Here is a 16,061-nt window from a genome sequence, read left to right on the forward strand (position 1 = left end):
CGAGGGAAATCTCTCCAAGCACCACGACGACATCGTCGCCGCGCTCGACATGCTGTTCCAAGGCTTCTGACCGGAGCCGACCGTTGCCGTCGGCTCAGCCCGCCGTCTTCGCCTGCCAAGCCTTGATCGCCTCGTCGAACACCTTCTCGCCGGGAATGCCTTTTTCCATCGTCAGCAACGCTCGTCGTCCGGTCTTGTAGACGACCGGCACGTCGATCCAGTCCTGTCCCCGAAGCAAGGTCAGGTTGGCGTCCTCGTCGGCCTTGGTGTCGTTGAGCGCGACGAGGAAGAAGCCGTCGGCGATCTTGGCCGGAATGCCGATCAGCGGGCTGCCGGCATCCTGCTCGGAACTCTTCATGGCCACGCGCAGGATGTTGTCGACGCCGCCGCCCTCGAACCCGTCGGGCGTCAGGAAGATCATCTCGATGATGTGGCTGGCCGGCAGAGTCTGGTCAGTGTTGCGGCGAATGGTCATGCGCAACTGGATGTCCTTGCCGGGAATGGTCGCCTCGGCGCGGATCGCCGGCTCAGGCGGCAGGTCGCCGCCGGGCGATTCCTGCACCAGCGACCAGACGATGTTGCCCGGCTCGGCCGAACCCTGCGCGGTGCTGGTGCGCTCCTCATAGAAGATCGCCTTCTGGCCGACCGGCAGAGAGGTTTGCGTCGGCGCACCGGCAGGCGAGGGCGGCGTGGCGGCGTTGTCAGCCGGCGCCGCGGGTGCGGTCCCATTGGCGGGTGGCGCCGCCGGCGCAGCGCCCGGTGCAGGGGGCGTGGTCCCGGCGGGCGCGCCTGCGGCCGGCGTGCCTCCTGCCGGAGCCGACAAGGCCGGGGTGGTCGTGGCTGAAGGCGGCGTCGTCAGCGCCGCGACGGACTCGCCCTCGCCCACGCCGCTCTGTCCGCCGGCCGGGCCAGGATCGACCTCGCTTCCTTGCGGTGTCAGTCTTTGAGTGAACTTCGGTGTCCCTTCGGGCTCGGCACCGCTGGCCGCAGGTGCCGGGGGCGTTGCCGCCGCATCGCTCGCCGGCTTGGCGGGTGTCGATTTGACCGGCTCGGTCGTCGCGACCTTGCTGCCGCCGCCCAGACCCAGCATCTTGCCGAAGGCATCCTTGTTCAGCCAGATGCCATAGCCGCCGCCGGCAATGACCAGCAACGCAACGGCAGCGGCAATCAGCCCGCCATAGCTGCGCTTGCGTTCAGCCGGACGCAAGCGCTGGAAAGTGTCGGCGGCCGCAGCCTCTTCGTCGCTCGCAAAGACATCGGCATGCCCGTCGTCCTGACCCGCATCCATGCCAGGCTGAGCCCTGTCGTCGAACTCCGGGGCCGGCTGCACCGGTACGGGCTTTTGCCAGTTCGGCTCGACCTCGGCGGCGGGCGATGCAGGCCTGGAGATGTCGGGTTCCGGAGCGGGGGGCGGCGGCTTGTAGGGTTCAGCCTTCGAGGCAGGCGCTGCCGGCCAGGCCGGCTCCGCCTTTACCGGCTGTTTGGTATGGTTCGACTGGTTCTTGTTGCGATCGATGGAGGAAAATATGTGCTCCAGTTCGGCAAGCGGATCGGTCTCCGGCACGCTTTTGGCATATTCGCGCTCGAGCCTCGATATGGCGTCTTCCAGGCCGCGCTTCTGCCTTTCGGCTTCCGACGGCGAAAGCGGCGGCTCGCGCTCGGCAATCTTCTTTGCAATCGTCGAGCGCGCTTTGTCGTAGACTTTGGCCCGCAGCTCCGGCGTAGGATCGCCAAAATTGTTTATCGTATCCCTCAGAGCAGAAACGAAATCTTTCGCCATGCGTCAGTCGACCTGTATTGTGCTCCGGGCCGGCCTCCGCAAATCAGCCGTAACGCCCGGAAAGGCTTGAGAAACTAGTCTTGAAACGGATCGGTCACAAGTATCGTGTCGTCCCGTTCCGGGCTGGTGGAGAGGAGCGCGACCGGCGCGCCGATCAACTCCTCGATATGGCGGACATATTTGACGGCCTGGGCCGGAAGGTCGTTCCAGCTGCGCGCGCCGGCGGTGGTGCCTTTCCACCCCTCCAGCGTCTCGTAGATTGGCTCGACGCGGGCCTGCGCGCCCTGGCTGGCGGGTAGATAGTCGATCGTCTCGCCGTCGAGGCGGTAGCCGGTACAGACCTTGATCTCGTCCAGCCCGTCGAGCACGTCGAGCTTGGTCAGGGCGATGCCCTTGATGCCGTTGACGGCGACGGCCTGGCGCACCAGCACCGCGTCGAACCAGCCGCAGCGGCGCTTGCGGCCGGTGACGACGCCGAATTCATGGCCGCGCGTGCCGAGGAATTCACCGATCTCATTCTGCTGCTCGGTCGGGAACGGACCTTCGCCGACGCGCGTCGTATAGGCCTTGGTGATGCCAAGCACATAGCCGATGGCGCCCGGGCCCACGCCGGCACCGGCTGCCGCCTGGCCGGCGACGGTGTTGGACGAGGTGACGAACGGATAGGTGCCATGATCGATGTCGAGCAGCGTGCCTTGCGCGCCCTCGAACAGGATGCGCTCGCCGGCCCGGCGCTTGTCGTCGAGCACCTTCCAGACCCGGTCCATGTAGGGCAGGATTTCGCCGGCGACCGAGGTCAGCTCTTGCATGACCGCGTCATGCGTGGCTTCGGCATGGCCAAGGCCGCGACGCAGTGCATTGTGATGCGTCAACAGCCTGTCGACCTTCAAGGGTAGTGTTTCCAAATCCGCCAGATCCATCACCCGCACCGCGCGCCGGCCCACCTTGTCCTCATAGGCGGGGCCGATACCGCGGCGGGTCGTGCCAATCTTGGTCCCGGAATTTGAGGCGGCGTCCTCGCGGAAGCCGTCCAGTTCCCGGTGCAGGGACAGGATAAGCGCTGTGTTTTCGGCTATTTTCAGGCGCTCCGGCGTTACCTCGACGCCTTGCCCCTTGAGCTTCGCCACTTCGGCAACGAATGCGTGCGGATCGAAGACGACGCCATTGCCGATGATGGACAGCTTGCCCTGCCGCACGACGCCCGACGGCAACAGCGACAGCTTGTAGACCTTGCCGTCGACGACCAGCGTGTGGCCGGCATTGTGGCCGCCCTGGAAACGCACCACGACATCGGCGCGCTCCGACAGCCAGTCGACGATCTTGCCCTTGCCTTCGTCACCCCATTGCGAGCCGACGACCACCACATTGGCCATGTTTCTTTTCCTTCGAGGCGCCGCCGCGCGGCTTGGATACGGTTCGAAACGACAGGCCTCTATAACGTCAAGAGCAGGCCGATGCGACCTTTCTTTGCCGCCGAAAATGGGCTGAGGCACAACAATTTTCAGCTTTGACATCATTTACTTGTCCAGGCGCGGGCAATAGGCCGGCGGGCACGCCCCATTCACCTCTTCCCGCTGCGACCCGCCATGCACCGAAGCGCCTACATGTTCCTGCTGCTCACCACCTTGCTGTGGGGCGGCAACTCGGTGGCCGGCAAGCTGGCGGTCGATCACGTCTCACCGATGACGCTGGTCTTCCTGCGCTGGGTGTTGGCGGTGGCGATCCTGCTGCCGATCGGCTGGAATGCGCTGAAAAGAGATTGGCCCGTGGTGCGCAGGCACTGGTTCGTGCTCGCCGCGCTTGGCGCCAGCGGCTTCACCTTGTTCAACACGATCTTCTATACGGCGCTCAATTACACGACCGCGATCAACGTTTCGATCGAGCAGGCGGCGATGCCTATCCTGATCATCGTAGCCAATTTCATCTTCTTCCGCCTGCGCGTGAACTGGGCGCAGATCGCCGGCGTGGTACTGACGATCTTCGGCGTCATCCTGACCGCCTGCCACGGCGATCCGCGCCGGCTGTTGACATTGGAGCTCAATTTCGGCGACGCCATCATGCTGGTCGCGGTCATCCTCTACAGCGGCTATTCGGTCGGGTTGCGGCTGAAGCCGGCCATGCAATGGCAGAGCCTGATGCTGGCCATGTCGCTCGCCGCGCTCATCACCTCGCTGCCGTTCTTCCTATGGGAAATCGCGGCCGGCAAGGTCATCGTTCCCGACGCGCGCGGCTGGTCGGTGATCGTCTATACCGCGATCGGCGCCTCGGTCGTCTCGCAGATATTCTACATCAGGGGCAATGAGCTGATCGGCGCCAACCGGGCCGGCCTGTTCATCAACCTGGTGCCGATCTTCGGCACCCTGCTTTCGGTGCTGATCGTCGGCGAGACATTCCAGCTCTACCAGGCGTTGGCGCTCGTCCTCGTGCTGGGCGGCATCGCGCTTGCCGAATATAGCGGCCGCAAGGCAGCCATGCCGAGGCGCCAGTAAACTCACTTCGCGCCCCGATCGTCAGCCTTGAGGAGAGCGTCGGCTCGCCCGGCAATTCGCAGGACTACTGCAATTCCTTGCGCACCGCCGCCACGTCGTCGGACGAGACTGCCGGGGCGGCATTGCCCCAGCAGACAAGCCCTACACGCTGCCGACGTCGAACTGCAGCCGCTTGGCCGAATCGATCGATTTGTGCGCCCGCACCTGCTCCAGCACTTTTTCCGGGAACGGTGCGTCGAGATAGAGCAGCGCGATGGCATCGCCCCCTGGCCGGTTGCGGCCGAGCTGGAAGTTAGCGATGTTGACGCCGTTCTCGCCGCACACCGTGCCGAGCAGGCCGATAATGCCCGGCGCGTCGGCATTGGTCGTGTAGAGCATGTGCTGGCCGACCTCGGCATCGAGATTGATGCCCTTGATCTGTATGAAGCGCGGCTTGCCGTCGGAAAAACAGGTGCCGGCGATCGAGCGCGTCATATGCTCGGTCTTGACCGTCAGCTTGATATAGCCGTCGAACACGCCCGATTTGTCGCGCTTGACCTCGGCGACGATGATGCCGCGCTCCTTCACCATGATCGGCGCCGACACCATGTTGACGTCGGCTACCTGCGGCCTGATCAGCCCGGCAAGGGCCGCGCTGATCAGCGCGCGCGTATTCATCGTCGCGGTCGAGCCGTCGAACAGGATTTCCACCTCCTTGATCGGGTCCTCGGTGACCTGGCCGACAAAGGCGCCAAGCACTTCGGCGAGCTTGACGAAGGGTTTGAGCCGCGGCGCTTCCTCCGCGGTGATCGACGGCATGTTGATGGCGTTGGAGACGGCGCCCTTGATCAGATAGTCGGCCATCTGTTCGGCGACCTGCAGCGCGACGTTCTCTTGCGCCTCCGCCGTCGAGGCGCCGAGATGGGGGGTGGCCACCACATTCTCCATGCCGAACAATGCGTTCTGTTCGGCCGGCTCGGCCTCGAACACGTCGATGCCGGCGCCGGCCACCTTGCCGCTCTTCAGCGCCGCCACCAGGTCGGCTTCGACGACCAGCCCGCCACGGGCGCAGTTGATGATGCGCACGCCGTCCTTCATTTTGGCGATCGCGGCGGCATCGATGATGTTGCGCGTCTTGTCGGTCAACGGCGTGTGCAGCGTGATGAAGTCCGCGCGGGCGAAGAGCTCGTCCAGTTCAACCTTGTCGACGCCGAGTTCCTCGGCGCGTTTGTCCGACAGGAACGGATCGAAGGCGACGACATGCATCTTCAGGCCGACGCCGCGCGTGGCGACGATCGAGCCGATATTGCCGCAGCCGATGACGCCGAGCGTCTTGCCGGTGATCTCGACGCCCATGAAGCGGTTCTTTTCCCATTTGCCTGCATGCGTCGAAGCGTTGGCTTCCGGGATCTGGCGGGCGAGCGCGAAGATCATCGCTACCGCATGCTCGGCTGTCGTGATCGAATTGCCGAACGGCGTGTTCATCACGATAATGCCCTTGCGGCTGGCCGCCGGTATGTCGACATTGTCGACGCCGATACCGGCCCGGCCGACGACCTTGAGCCTGGTGGCGGCATTGATCAGCTTCTCGGTAACCTTGGTCGCCGAGCGGATGGCGAGGCCGTCATACTGGTCAATCACTTCAAGCAGCTTCTCCTTGTCCTTGCCGAGATCTGGAAGATAGTCGACCTCGATGCCGCGATCCCTAAAGATCTGAACAGCGGTGGTGGAAAGTTTATCCGAGACGAGAACGCGAGGCATGGGATTGGTCCTTGTTGTTTACCCCACCCGCCTTCGCTTCGCTCAGGCATCTTCTCCACGGGGGAGAAGGTCAGGCGCCGATCTTTCTCCCCTTGTGGGAGAAGGTGGCCGCGAAGCGGCCGGATGAGGGCTGTTCCAGAAAATAACTGTTGAGTTTCAGGCCGCCGCTTTCAGCGACGCCTTCTGGCCGGCGAAGGCCCAGTCGAGCCAGGGCAGCAGAGCTTCGAGATCGGAGGTCTCGACCGTTGCGCCGCACCAGATGCGCAGGCCAGGCGGCGCGTCGCGATAGGAACCGATGTCATAGGCGACACCTTCCTTGTCGAGCGCTGAAACCAGACCCTTGGCGAAGGCCGCCTGTGCGTCGGCGTCGAGTGCAGCGACTTGTCCGTCGGTGAAGGACAGGCAGACGGACGTGTTCGACCGCGTCGCCGGCTCTACGGCGAGATGGCCAAGCCAGGAGGATTTCGCGACGAAACGGTCGAGCACGGCCGCGTTGGCGTCGGCCCTGGCGACCAGCGCATCGAGGCCGCCGATCGATTTCGCCCAGCTGAGCGCGTCGAGATAGTCCTCGACGCACAGCATCGACGGCGTGTTGATGGTTTCGCCCTTGAAGATGCCTTCGATCAATTTGCCGCCCGAGGTCAGGCGGAAGATCTTCGGCAGCGGCCATGCAGGCTTATAGCTCTCCAGCCGCTCGACGGCGCGGGGCGACAGGATCAGCATGCCATGCGCGCCTTCGCCGCCCAGCACCTTCTGCCAGGAGAAGGTCACGACATCGAGTTTCTCGAAGTCGAGCTTCTGCGCGAAGGCGGCCGATGTCGCGTCGCAGATGGTCAGACCCTTGCGATCGGCCGGGATGAAATCGCCGTTCGGCACGCGCACGCCCGAGGTCGTGCCGTTCCAGGTGAAGACCACGTCGCGGTCGAAATCGATCTTGCCGAGATCCGGCAATTCGCCGTAACCGGCCTCGAGCTTGCGCACATCGGCAAGCTTCAACTGCTTGACCACGTCGGTGATCCAGCCGGAGCCGAAACTCTCCCAGGCGACCATGTCGACGCCGCGCTCACCCAGCAGCGACCAGAGTGCCATCTCGACGGCGCCTGTATCAGACGCCGGCACGATGCCGATGCGGTAGTCGGCAGGAACCTGGAGAATTTCGCGCGTCAGCGCGATCGCCTGTTCGAGCTTGGTCTTGCCGATCTTGGCGCGATGGGAACGGCCGAGCGCGGCAGCTTTCAGCGCCTCGACCGACCAGCCGGGACGTTTCGCGCAGGGACCTGAGGAAAAATTGGGGTTTGCCGGACGGAGTCCGGGCTTCGTATGCGTCGTCATCGTGGTCTATCCTTCCAGATAGTGGCCCCTCGTTGGGGAGGGGTGGCCCACGGACGGCGATATGCGCTCGGGCTTCGGGCGTCAAGGGGAAAGTTTTTGTCGCGGGCAGGATACTGGCGATCCGCGATCAGGATCTCGTGAGCTTCAAACGCAAACGGCGGACCGAAGAGATCCGCCGCCAGGGTTCATGTATGCCAGCCTACTACCAGAGATCGTAGCGTAGCCCGAGCTTAACCTGATGATTGCTGATTCCCTTGTGGACCGGAAACGAGGTCAGGCTCTCGGCCGTCACATATTCGGCGTCGGGCGCCGAGAAATACTGATAGCCGAGATCGACGGAAACATTCTTCGACACCTGATAGGCAAGGCCGGCATTCAGCGTGTAAGCGAAGGAATACTTGGTCTTGTCGTCACTCAGTCCGAAGTCGTCGGCTGGATCGCCATTGTCGGTGAAATAGCTCGCCGAGAGCTTGTGCGTGCTCCTGACGATGCCGATGCCGGCGCCGACATAGGGTGTTATGCCGACATAGGTTCCAAGGTCGACATAGCCGTTGAGCATGCCTGAAAAGGCATAGTTCTTCAGGGTCGCCTCTGCCGCGGTCGCTGAATCGTCATAGCCAATGCCGATCTTGTTGCCGGGCAGGTAACCCAGATTGAGATCGGCACGCAGATAATCGGTGAAGTGGTAGCCGAAGCCGATGCTGGCGAAGACCGGGTCTTCCTCGTTGTCGAAGCTCGCCGGCGTGAAGGCGAAATCCTCATTCTTGAAGCTCTTCTCTACCAGGTAGGAGACATCGCCGCGCAGATACCAGCCCGAGCCGACCTCGACCGGCACGTAGTCGGGCGCCTGGTCGATATAGACCGGGGGATCATAGTCGGCGGCCAGCGCAGGCGTCAGCGGCATGATGGCGAATGTGGCAAGCACCGGCGCCATACGCGATGTGAGTTTCATGATCCCCTGCTCCCGATTTCGGCGCCACCAGACGGCAGCCATCGTTTCAGGAAGCATTGTTAACCATAGTGGTTAAGTCGGGGTTAAGGCTAACAGAGCGTTAGCGAATGATTTTCGGGCAGCCAGACAAGCGAAAACCGCCCGGCTGATGCCGGGCGGTTTCGGACCGTTGGATGGGCGGATGTTACTTGGTGTAGATCGGCTCGGGTTCGGGCTGATAGGCCACCGTCGGCGCGGCGCAACCGTTGGTGCCGCCGAACTGGTACCGCAGGCCGCCGCGCACCTCATGCGTGTCGATGCCGCGGTCGAATCCCGGCCCGGCGCTGCTGATATCCCACTCGAACATGCGGCCGCCCTGGATGTGGCTGTAGCGATAGCCCGCGTCCAGGATCAGCTTGTCGGTCAGGCAGTAGGAAGCGCCGGCCATGAGCGCGTAGGCAAAGCGCCAGCTTTTCGCACCGGGGTTGAACTCGGTGGTGTTCGGGTCCCTGACATCGTCCCATCTGACATGCGCGCCGCCGATGCCGGCGCCGACATAGGGCGTGATGCCGTGATAGGTGCCGAGATCGACATAGGCGTTGGCCAGCAGCAGCAAGGCGCTCATTTTCGACACTTCGGTCGACGTCGAGAAAGCGTCCGAGGTTCCGCCGTCGAAGTTCGACTTGAACCAGTAATCGGCGGTCAAATCCGTGCGAAAATGATCGTTGATCTTGTAGCCGACGCCGGCGCCGAGCGAGAAGCCGCCTTTGAGCTTGCCGAAATCGAAGCTCCTGTCGCCGGGAATGACGTTACAATTACAGGGATCGATGGTGTAGGTCGTGTAATCGATGCCGCGCACTTTCGACTTGTGGTAGTCGAGATCGCCGCGAATGTACCAGCCGCCGACATCGACTGGCTGCTCGTATACCGGCGGCGGCGCCTCTTCGACCACCGGCTCCGGAAGGTCGGCCGCGAACACCGGCCATGCCAGGCCCGCGAACAGCGCGGCGAACAGGGCCTTTCTTGCTGGATTGAACATGCTTGTCACCCCTAGAAACCCTCGGAACAGCGGTCGCGTCCGAATGAGATTGGCTTTCAGGCGTGGATAATGAATTGCAAAGGTTAAAAGGCATTTAACCCTGTCTATTAACCACGAATCTCGAGCATTTGAGGAATTCGGATGGTTCCACGTGTCTCGAGCCAGTTTCGCAGGCAAACAAAAGCCCGCCGGACGGGCGGGCTTCTAAGCAATCAGAGCGGCGTCGGCCCTCCGAATGCACCTGAGATCAGGCGGCGCTGCGTGTTTCCGAGATGACCTCAACGATGTCGTTGACGACGGCCTCGACCAGCTGCGGGTCGTCGCCCTCGGCCATGACACGGATCAGCGGCTCGGTGCCGGACGGCCGGATGACGAGCCGCCCCGCCTTGCCGAGGCGTTGACGGGCGTCCTCGATCGCAGCCTTGACCGGAGCTTCCTCGAGCGGCTTGCCGCCGGCGATGCGGACGTTCTTGAGGAGTTGCGGCACCGGCTCGAACTTCTTCGACAATTCGCTGACCGGCCGGCCCTGCCGCTTGATGCAGGCCAGCACCTGCAGCGCCGAAACCAGGCCGTCGCCCGTGGTCGAGAAGTCCGACAGCACGATGTGGCCCGACTGCTCGCCGCCGACATTGAGCCCGTGCGCGCGCATATGCTCGACGACATAGCGGTCGCCGACCTTGGTGCGGTGCAATTGCAGCTTCATGTCGCCGAGGAAGCGTTCGAGGCCGAGATTGGACATGACCGTCGAAACGACGCCACCGCCGGCAAGCCGCCCGCTCTGGTGCCAGGACTCGGCGATCATTGCCATGATCTGGTCGCCGTCGACGATCGCGCCGTTCTCGTCAACGATGACGACACGGTCGGCATCGCCGTCGAGCGCGATGCCGATGTCGGCGCGCACCTCGTGCACTTTCTTCTGCAGGCCTGCCGGATGGGTCGAGCCGCATTCCTTGTTGATGTTGAAGCCGTTGGGCTCGACATTGATGGCCACCACTTCGGCGCCCAGCTCCCAAAGCGCCTCGGGGGCAACCTTGTAGGCGGCGCCATTGGCGCAATCGACGACGATCCTCAAACCTGAAAGCGACATCGAACGCGGCAAGGTGCGCTTTGCAAACTCGATGTAGCGGTCATGCACGCCATCGACGCGCTTGGCGCGACCAAGTCCGTCGGAATCGGCGAGTGCCAGTTCGATATCCTTGTCCAGCATGCTCTCGATGCGCTCTTCGATCTCGTCGGAGAGCTTGTAGCCGTCGGGACCGAATAGCTTGATGCCATTGTCGTAATAAGGATTGTGCGAGGCCGAGATCATGACGCCGATATCGGCGCGCAGCGAACGCACCAACATGGCGACCGCCGGCGTCGGGATGGGGCCGAGCAGGAACACGTCCATGCCGGCGGCGCAGAGGCCCGCCACCATGGCGTTCTCGATCATGTAGCCGGAAAGTCTGGTGTCCTTGCCGAGCACCACACGGTGACGATGGCTGCCGCGCTGGAAGGACAGGCCGGCCGCCATACCGACCCTCATCGCGATTTCCGCCGTCATTGGAAACTTGTTGGCGCGCCCGCGAATACCGTCCGTGCCGAAATAATTTCCTGCCATGCTAGTCAGTGTCCCCGGTGGTTCTTGCCCGGTACGTCATGCCATAATTGGCCGGCGCACTACGATCACATTTCGTGATTATCTGTTACCAATCCTTTAGAAAACCCTTGTTGTGCATTGCACACAGACTGGCGCAACCTAGCGTGATGGCGCTGCCTCGCCACAATATACCATGCCTGTGGGCCATTCGACATGGATTTACCCACAAATTCTTGTCTTCCAGCCGGCAACAGGCAACGATTTCATCACCTTGCCGGCAGAAGCCGGGTTTCGGCGATGTATACGCCACTTAGCATCTGGCGCAACCGACCGTTGAGCGTTATTGATTTGCTGGGACGTATAATGGGCTGCTGCAACGGAGAAACGCTATGCTCATCCACCGACTTGCCACTTTGACCGGCCTTGCGGTCGCGACGTTATTCCTGGCCGCGCCAGCCAACGCGCTGACGATGGCCGAGTGCAGCACGAAGTATAACGCGGCCAAGGACGCGGGGACACTTGCCGGCCAGACCTGGAACCAGTTCCGCAAGGCGCAGTGCGGCACTGATGCCGCCGCGACAGCCAAGCCCGACGCCAAGGCAGCGGACACCAAGGCGGCCGATACGAAGCCGGCCAAGGCGACCAAGGCTGCGGCCGCCGCCGACGACGGAGCCAAAGGCCTGACCGCAAAGGAATGCAGCACCAAGTACCAGGCGGCCAAGGCCGCCGGCACGCTCAACGGCATGAAGTGGAACGACTTCCGCAAGAGCGAATGCGCCACCGGCGCGTCCGCTGCCGCCGGCGCATCCGCTGCCGCCGCCACCAAACCGGCGACCACCAAGGCGGCGACCACGGCTGCGGCGACCGACAGCTCGGGCAAGGGCCTGAGCATGGCCGACTGCAGCAGCAAGTACCAGGCTGCCAAGACCGCCAATACGCTCAACGGCATGAAGTGGAACGACTTCCGGAAGGCCGAATGCGGCGCCAGCGCCTCGGACGATGACACCGTCCCGGCTCCAACAGAGGCGACCTACACCAAGGAGCCGGCAAAGCCGACTGTCGCTGCGCCGAAGGGCGTGAGTTTCCCGACCGCAATCTCGCCGAAATTCGCCACCGAAACCCCGGCCAAGGCCCGCATGCATACCTGCCTCCAGCAGTACTATGCCAACAAGGACGCCAACACGCTTGGCGGCTTGAAGTGGATCCAGAAGGGCGGCGGCTTCTACAGCCTGTGCAATGCCAAGCTGAAGAGCTGAGCGACAGCACTATTTGAGGAAAGTAAGGCCCGCGAGCCGCAGGGTTCGCGGGCTTTTTTGCCCGCAGCTTCAGCAGGAATCCCCGCTGACGAGAGGCGCGTTGCCGGCGACGCTGCAAACTCCCCTCGTGGGGGAGATGGCCGGCAGGCCAGAAGGGGGGGGCACGAAGGATCGTTGCCTGCTCCCGGCCAGGTTGCCTCGCATTCACGAAAAGCTGGGCGAGGGTGGCTCGAGGAATCGTCGAACGGCAAGAGAGATCCTCCCCCGCAGCCCGGAAGGCCTAACTCGATTTGTCGGCGGACGCTGCCCCCGCTGAGCTGCCCGGCATCTTCCACAAAGTGGGAAGATTGGCTGCTGCCACGCCGGCTTCCGCCAATCGCCTAACCAACCTTGCAGGCGCAGGCCACGGAGAAACTCAGCAGCCTGCCCCAAACAAAAACGCCGCGGTCGAACCGCGGCGTTTCTCAATTTGTTCTTGGCCGAGTTCAGCTCGACGGCTGCGGTTCCATGCCGCCCTCGGGCTCGGGACCCTTTTTGCGGCGGCCCGACTTCGGCACGGCCGAACCACGGCTCGGCGGCGTGTCGTCGCCGAGATCGCGCGCGGGCTTCTCGCCGGCGATCAGCTGCTTGATCTCGTCGCCCGACAGCGTCTCGTATTCGAGCAGGCCCTGCGCCAGCGCGATCCATTCCTTCTTCTTCTTGGTCAGCACCGACCTCGCGGTCGAATAGGCCTCGTCGATCAGGCGCCGCACCTCGGCGTCGATGATCTGCGCGGTTTCTTCCGAGATGTTCTGCGTGCGCGCCACCGAATGGCCGAGGAACACTTCCTCCTGGTTGTCGCCATAAGCGACATGGCCGAGCTTGTCGGAAAAGCCCCAGCGCGTGACCATGGCGCGCGCCAGCTTGGTCGCCTGCTCGATATCGGAGGAAGCGCCCGACGTGATGTTCTCCTTGCCGAACTTGAACTCCTCGGCGACGCGGCCGCCCATCATGATGGCAAGCCGTGAGATCATGTACTTGTAGCTCATCGAATAGCGGTCGCCTTCCGGCAACTGCATGACCATGCCGAGCGCGCGGCCGCGCGGAATGATTGTCGCCTTGTGCAGCGGATCGGCCGACGGCACGTTGAGCGCCAGTATGGCGTGACCGGCCTCGTGATAGGCGGTCAACTCCTTCTCGGCCTGGGTCATGGCCGAGGAGCGGCGCTCGGCGCCCATCATGATCTTGTCCTTGGCGTCCTCGAACTCGGCCATGGTCACGAGGCGCTTGTTACGCCGCGCCGCCATCAGGGCGGCCTCGTTGACGAGGTTCATCAGATCGGCGCCGGAGAAGCCCGGCGTGCCGCGGGAGACGACCTTGAGGTCGACATTGGGCGCCAGCGGCACGTTGCGCACATGCACTTTCAGGATCTTCTCGCGTCCGACGATGTCGGGGTTCGGCACCACCACCTGGCGGTCGAAACGGCCGGGCCTCAGCAGCGCCGGGTCGAGCACGTCGGGCCGGTTGGTGGCGGCGATCAGGATGATGCTTTCGTTGGACTCGAAGCCGTCCATCTCGACCAGCAGCTGATTCAGCGTCTGCTCGCGCTCATCATTACCGCCGCCGAGACCCGCGCCGCGGTGACGGCCGACCGCGTCGATTTCGTCGATGAAGATGATGCAGGGCGCGTTCTTCTTGGCCTGGTCGAACATGTCGCGCACGCGGCTGGCGCCGACGCCGACGAACATCTCGACGAAGTCCGAACCCGAAATGGTGAAGAACGGCACGTTGGCCTCGCCGGCGACCGAGCGGGCGAGCAGCGTCTTGCCGGTTCCCGGAGGGCCGACCAAGAGCACGCCGCGCGGGATCTTGCCGCCGAGCCGCTGGAATTTCTGCGGATCGCGCAGGAACTCGACGATCTCCTCCAGGTCTTCCTTGGCCTCGTCGACGCCGGCGACGTCCTGGAAGGTGACGCGGCCATGCGCCTCGGTCAGAAGCTTGGCCTTCGACTTGCCAAAGCCCATGGCACGACCGGAGCCGGACTGCATCTGGCGCATGAAGAATATCCATACGCCGAGGATCAGGATCATCGGCAGCCACGAGATCAGGTAACCGAACAGCGAGTTTGAACCGTCGGTCTCCGGCCGCGCATTGATGGTAACGTTCTTGTCCTGCAGCCGCGAGACCAGCGACGGATCGCCGGGCGAATAGGTCTGGAAGCCGCTCGAATTGTCGGTGTAGGTGCCGGAGATGCGGGCGCCGGCGATGGTCACCGTCTTGACCCGGCCCGCCGCGACATCCTGCAGGAACTGCGAATAAGGTACATCGCTCGAAGCCCCACGCGTCTGCGGCGTCTGGAACAGATTGAAGAGGGCGATGAGCAGGACCGCTATGATCGCCCAGAGCGCGAGGTTGCGATAGTTCGGATTCATCAATTGTCCCGTTGGCGTCCGCGGGCGGACACGCGTCGTGAGAGGAAACTTGAGCCTAACATAGGGAGAGCGCCCCCCCTTGCCAAGCAGAACAGCACGTGTGGGTTAAGCTTTCGCCCATGACCGACCGGCGCTATGGCCGCTTGAAAGGCGGCGCGGGAAGCAACGGTGCGCCGATCAATTCGGCGACGACCCGCGCCGGCGCCAGGTCGAAGGACGGCAGGAAACGGACAAAGGGGGCGACGACGGCCTGTGCCGTGAACCCCGGCGACGCCTGCCCACCCTGAGGCAGGCCAGGGTTTTCAACGGCTTGCCGCGATGCCGGCTCGCAGGCCAGGGCGGCGCGCACGAGGCTGCGCGGCGTCTCGCCTTCCGCGATTGCCAGACGCTTCGCCGCCGCTGCCCCGAACGGCGCGATCAACAATGCACTGCCGCCGTCGTCCAACGTGATGTTCCGGCGGCCGTCCCAGAGCAGCCCGCCGGTGGCCGCGACTACAGGCGGCAAGCCTCGCGTCTCGCGGCGCAGAAAGATGCCGGCGCGCCTGGAATCGACCACCGTCCGCGACAATGTGGCGCAAAGAAATCCAGCCTTCAGCCTACCGAACAGCGCCTCGCATCGCGCCTGGTCCGGCAGAAACGCAACGCCCCCGCTTATGGCGAGGAGGATGCGCAGCGCATAGACGGCCGCCGGATCGTCGCCGGCCGAAAGCAGGGTCGGATCGAGGCGGACAAGACCCGGCGCCGGCTGGCTGGCGAAGCGCGCGATTAAATCCGCGGCGCGGATGCCAAGCCGGCTGCGCGCCTCGCTCTCGCGCGCCGCCAGCGTCAATGCGCCATCGATGCGCTGCGCACCGTCAGCGCCGGCCAGTGCCGCGCGCATGCGCGGTCGCTCGAAGGCCGCGTCGGCATTGGTCGGGTCCTCGGCCCAGCCGACATGCTCGCGCCGCAGGAAGTTGCGCAAAGCCGAGCGTCGAATGCCAAGGAGCGGCCGCACGATCCATTCGTGCCAGTCGTGCAAGGTGACCGGTGCCATGCCGGCGAGGCCGCGCCCGTCCTCGCGGGCGCCCTTGCCTCGGACTAGCCGCATCAGCACCGTCTCGGCCTGGTCGTCCGCCGTATGACCGGTCACGATCAGACCGAGGCCTTCCTCCCGCGCCGCCTCGGCCAGCAGCCGGTAGCGAGCCTCCCGCGCGGCGGCCGGCAGCCCGGTCGACGGCTTGCGTCCGGACCAGGCGACGATGCGGTGCGCGATGGCGTGCGCGGCGCAAAGCCTGGCCACCGCTTCCGCTTCGGCCGCCGCGCCCTGCCGCAAACCGTGGTCGATCGTCACCGCCAGCAGCTTCGCGGACGGCGCGGTTCGGTCGAGATGTCGTTTGAGAAGGAGAAGTAGGGCGGTCGAGTCGCTGCCGCCGGATACGGCCGCAACGGCGCCGCTGGTAAAGTCGATGTGCGAAAAAAGGTCTTTCGAAAGATCAGGCTCGGTGTCGAGCATCAATGCATGTCG

11 protein-coding genes are annotated in these 16,061 nt (G+C 63.9%); 2 read left to right on the forward strand and 9 right to left on the reverse strand.

The annotated features are described in order from the left end of the window. Nucleotides 1–94: 94 nt before the first annotated feature. The gene (locus FJ979_RS03930; RefSeq protein ID WP_140580086.1) at nucleotides 95–1,780 is read right to left on the reverse strand and encodes a hypothetical protein; all 1,686 of its coding nucleotides are present in this window, start codon (nucleotides 1,778–1,780) and stop codon (nucleotides 95–97) included. Between the two features lie 74 nt (nucleotides 1,781–1,854). Then, nucleotides 1,855–3,153 carry an adenylosuccinate synthase gene (locus tag FJ979_RS03935; protein ID WP_140493285.1) on the reverse strand — a complete coding sequence of 433 codons (1,299 nt, stop codon included), beginning with the start codon at nucleotides 3,151–3,153 and terminating at the stop codon, nucleotides 1,855–1,857. Between the two features lie 213 nt (nucleotides 3,154–3,366). On the opposite strand from FJ979_RS03935, the gene FJ979_RS03940 reads away from it, so the two are divergent. Then, nucleotides 3,367–4,269 carry a DMT family transporter gene (locus FJ979_RS03940; RefSeq protein ID WP_140580087.1) on the forward strand — a complete coding sequence of 301 codons (903 nt, stop codon included), beginning with the start codon at nucleotides 3,367–3,369 and terminating at the stop codon, nucleotides 4,267–4,269. A 141-nt stretch (nucleotides 4,270–4,410) separates the two neighbouring features. On the opposite strand, the gene serA is transcribed toward FJ979_RS03940, so the two are convergent. From serA to glmM, 5 genes are all read right to left on the reverse strand, one after another. Further along, nucleotides 4,411–6,009: a phosphoglycerate dehydrogenase gene (gene serA / locus FJ979_RS03945; protein ID WP_140517561.1), complete on the reverse strand. Its 1,599-nt coding sequence runs from the start codon at nucleotides 6,007–6,009 to the stop codon at nucleotides 4,411–4,413. A 156-nt stretch (nucleotides 6,010–6,165) separates the two neighbouring features. After that, nucleotides 6,166–7,341, reverse strand: a complete 1,176-nt coding sequence (locus tag FJ979_RS03950; protein WP_140580088.1) for a phosphoserine transaminase — start codon at nucleotides 7,339–7,341, stop codon at nucleotides 6,166–6,168. A gap of 202 nt (nucleotides 7,342–7,543) precedes the next feature. Then, nucleotides 7,544–8,293 carry an outer membrane protein gene (locus tag FJ979_RS03955; protein ID WP_140580089.1) on the reverse strand — a complete coding sequence of 250 codons (750 nt, stop codon included), beginning with the start codon at nucleotides 8,291–8,293 and terminating at the stop codon, nucleotides 7,544–7,546. A gap of 184 nt (nucleotides 8,294–8,477) precedes the next feature. Then, nucleotides 8,478–9,311, reverse strand: a complete 834-nt coding sequence (locus tag FJ979_RS03960; RefSeq protein ID WP_140580090.1) for an outer membrane protein — start codon at nucleotides 9,309–9,311, stop codon at nucleotides 8,478–8,480. A gap of 247 nt (nucleotides 9,312–9,558) precedes the next feature. Further along, nucleotides 9,559–10,911, reverse strand: a complete 1,353-nt coding sequence (gene glmM / locus FJ979_RS03965; RefSeq protein ID WP_140493266.1) for a phosphoglucosamine mutase — start codon at nucleotides 10,909–10,911, stop codon at nucleotides 9,559–9,561. A gap of 368 nt (nucleotides 10,912–11,279) precedes the next feature. Between glmM and FJ979_RS03970 the strand changes: the two genes are divergently transcribed. Continuing rightward, the gene (locus tag FJ979_RS03970; RefSeq protein WP_140493263.1) at nucleotides 11,280–12,146 is read left to right on the forward strand and encodes a hypothetical protein; all 867 of its coding nucleotides are present in this window, start codon (nucleotides 11,280–11,282) and stop codon (nucleotides 12,144–12,146) included. Between the two features lie 485 nt (nucleotides 12,147–12,631). Here FJ979_RS03970 and ftsH read toward each other — a convergent pair whose 3' ends face one another. Next, complete coding sequence (ftsH, locus tag FJ979_RS03975; protein ID WP_140493260.1) at nucleotides 12,632–14,557, reverse strand: ATP-dependent zinc metalloprotease FtsH; 1,926 nt, start codon at nucleotides 14,555–14,557, stop codon at nucleotides 12,632–12,634. A 133-nt stretch (nucleotides 14,558–14,690) separates the two neighbouring features. Then, the gene (tilS, locus tag FJ979_RS03980) at nucleotides 14,691–16,049 is read right to left on the reverse strand and encodes a tRNA lysidine(34) synthetase TilS (RefSeq protein WP_140580308.1); all 1,359 of its coding nucleotides are present in this window, start codon (nucleotides 16,047–16,049) and stop codon (nucleotides 14,691–14,693) included. Nucleotides 16,050–16,061: the final 12 nt, after the last annotated feature.

Source organism: Mesorhizobium sp. B1-1-6 (assembly GCF_006443035.1).
In the GTDB taxonomy this organism is placed as follows: Bacteria; Pseudomonadota; Alphaproteobacteria; order Rhizobiales; family Rhizobiaceae; genus Mesorhizobium.

What these genes read in the sequence shown, in the direction of transcription:
- FJ979_RS03930 (WP_140580086.1), bottom strand. Translation starts at nt 1,780, where the DNA reads ATGGCGAAAGATTTCGTTTCTGCTCTGAGGGATACGATAAACAATTTT.
- FJ979_RS03935 (WP_140493285.1), bottom strand. Translation starts at nt 3,153, where the DNA reads ATGGCCAATGTGGTGGTCGTCGGCTCGCAATGGGGTGACGAAGGCAAG.
- FJ979_RS03940 (WP_140580087.1), top strand. Translation starts at nt 3,367, where the DNA reads ATGCACCGAAGCGCCTACATGTTCCTGCTGCTCACCACCTTGCTGTGG.
- serA (WP_140517561.1), bottom strand. Translation starts at nt 6,009, where the DNA reads ATGCCTCGCGTTCTCGTCTCGGATAAACTTTCCACCACCGCTGTTCAG.
- FJ979_RS03950 (WP_140580088.1), bottom strand. Translation starts at nt 7,341, where the DNA reads ATGACGACGCATACGAAGCCCGGACTCCGTCCGGCAAACCCCAATTTT.
- FJ979_RS03955 (WP_140580089.1), bottom strand. Translation starts at nt 8,293, where the DNA reads ATGAAACTCACATCGCGTATGGCGCCGGTGCTTGCCACATTCGCCATC.
- FJ979_RS03960 (WP_140580090.1), bottom strand. Translation starts at nt 9,311, where the DNA reads ATGTTCAATCCAGCAAGAAAGGCCCTGTTCGCCGCGCTGTTCGCGGGC.
- glmM (WP_140493266.1), bottom strand. Translation starts at nt 10,911, where the DNA reads ATGGCAGGAAATTATTTCGGCACGGACGGTATTCGCGGGCGCGCCAAC.
- FJ979_RS03970 (WP_140493263.1), top strand. Translation starts at nt 11,280, where the DNA reads ATGCTCATCCACCGACTTGCCACTTTGACCGGCCTTGCGGTCGCGACG.
- ftsH (WP_140493260.1), bottom strand. Translation starts at nt 14,557, where the DNA reads ATGAATCCGAACTATCGCAACCTCGCGCTCTGGGCGATCATAGCGGTC.
- tilS (WP_140580308.1), bottom strand. Translation starts at nt 16,049, where the DNA reads ATGCTCGACACCGAGCCTGATCTTTCGAAAGACCTTTTTTCGCACATC.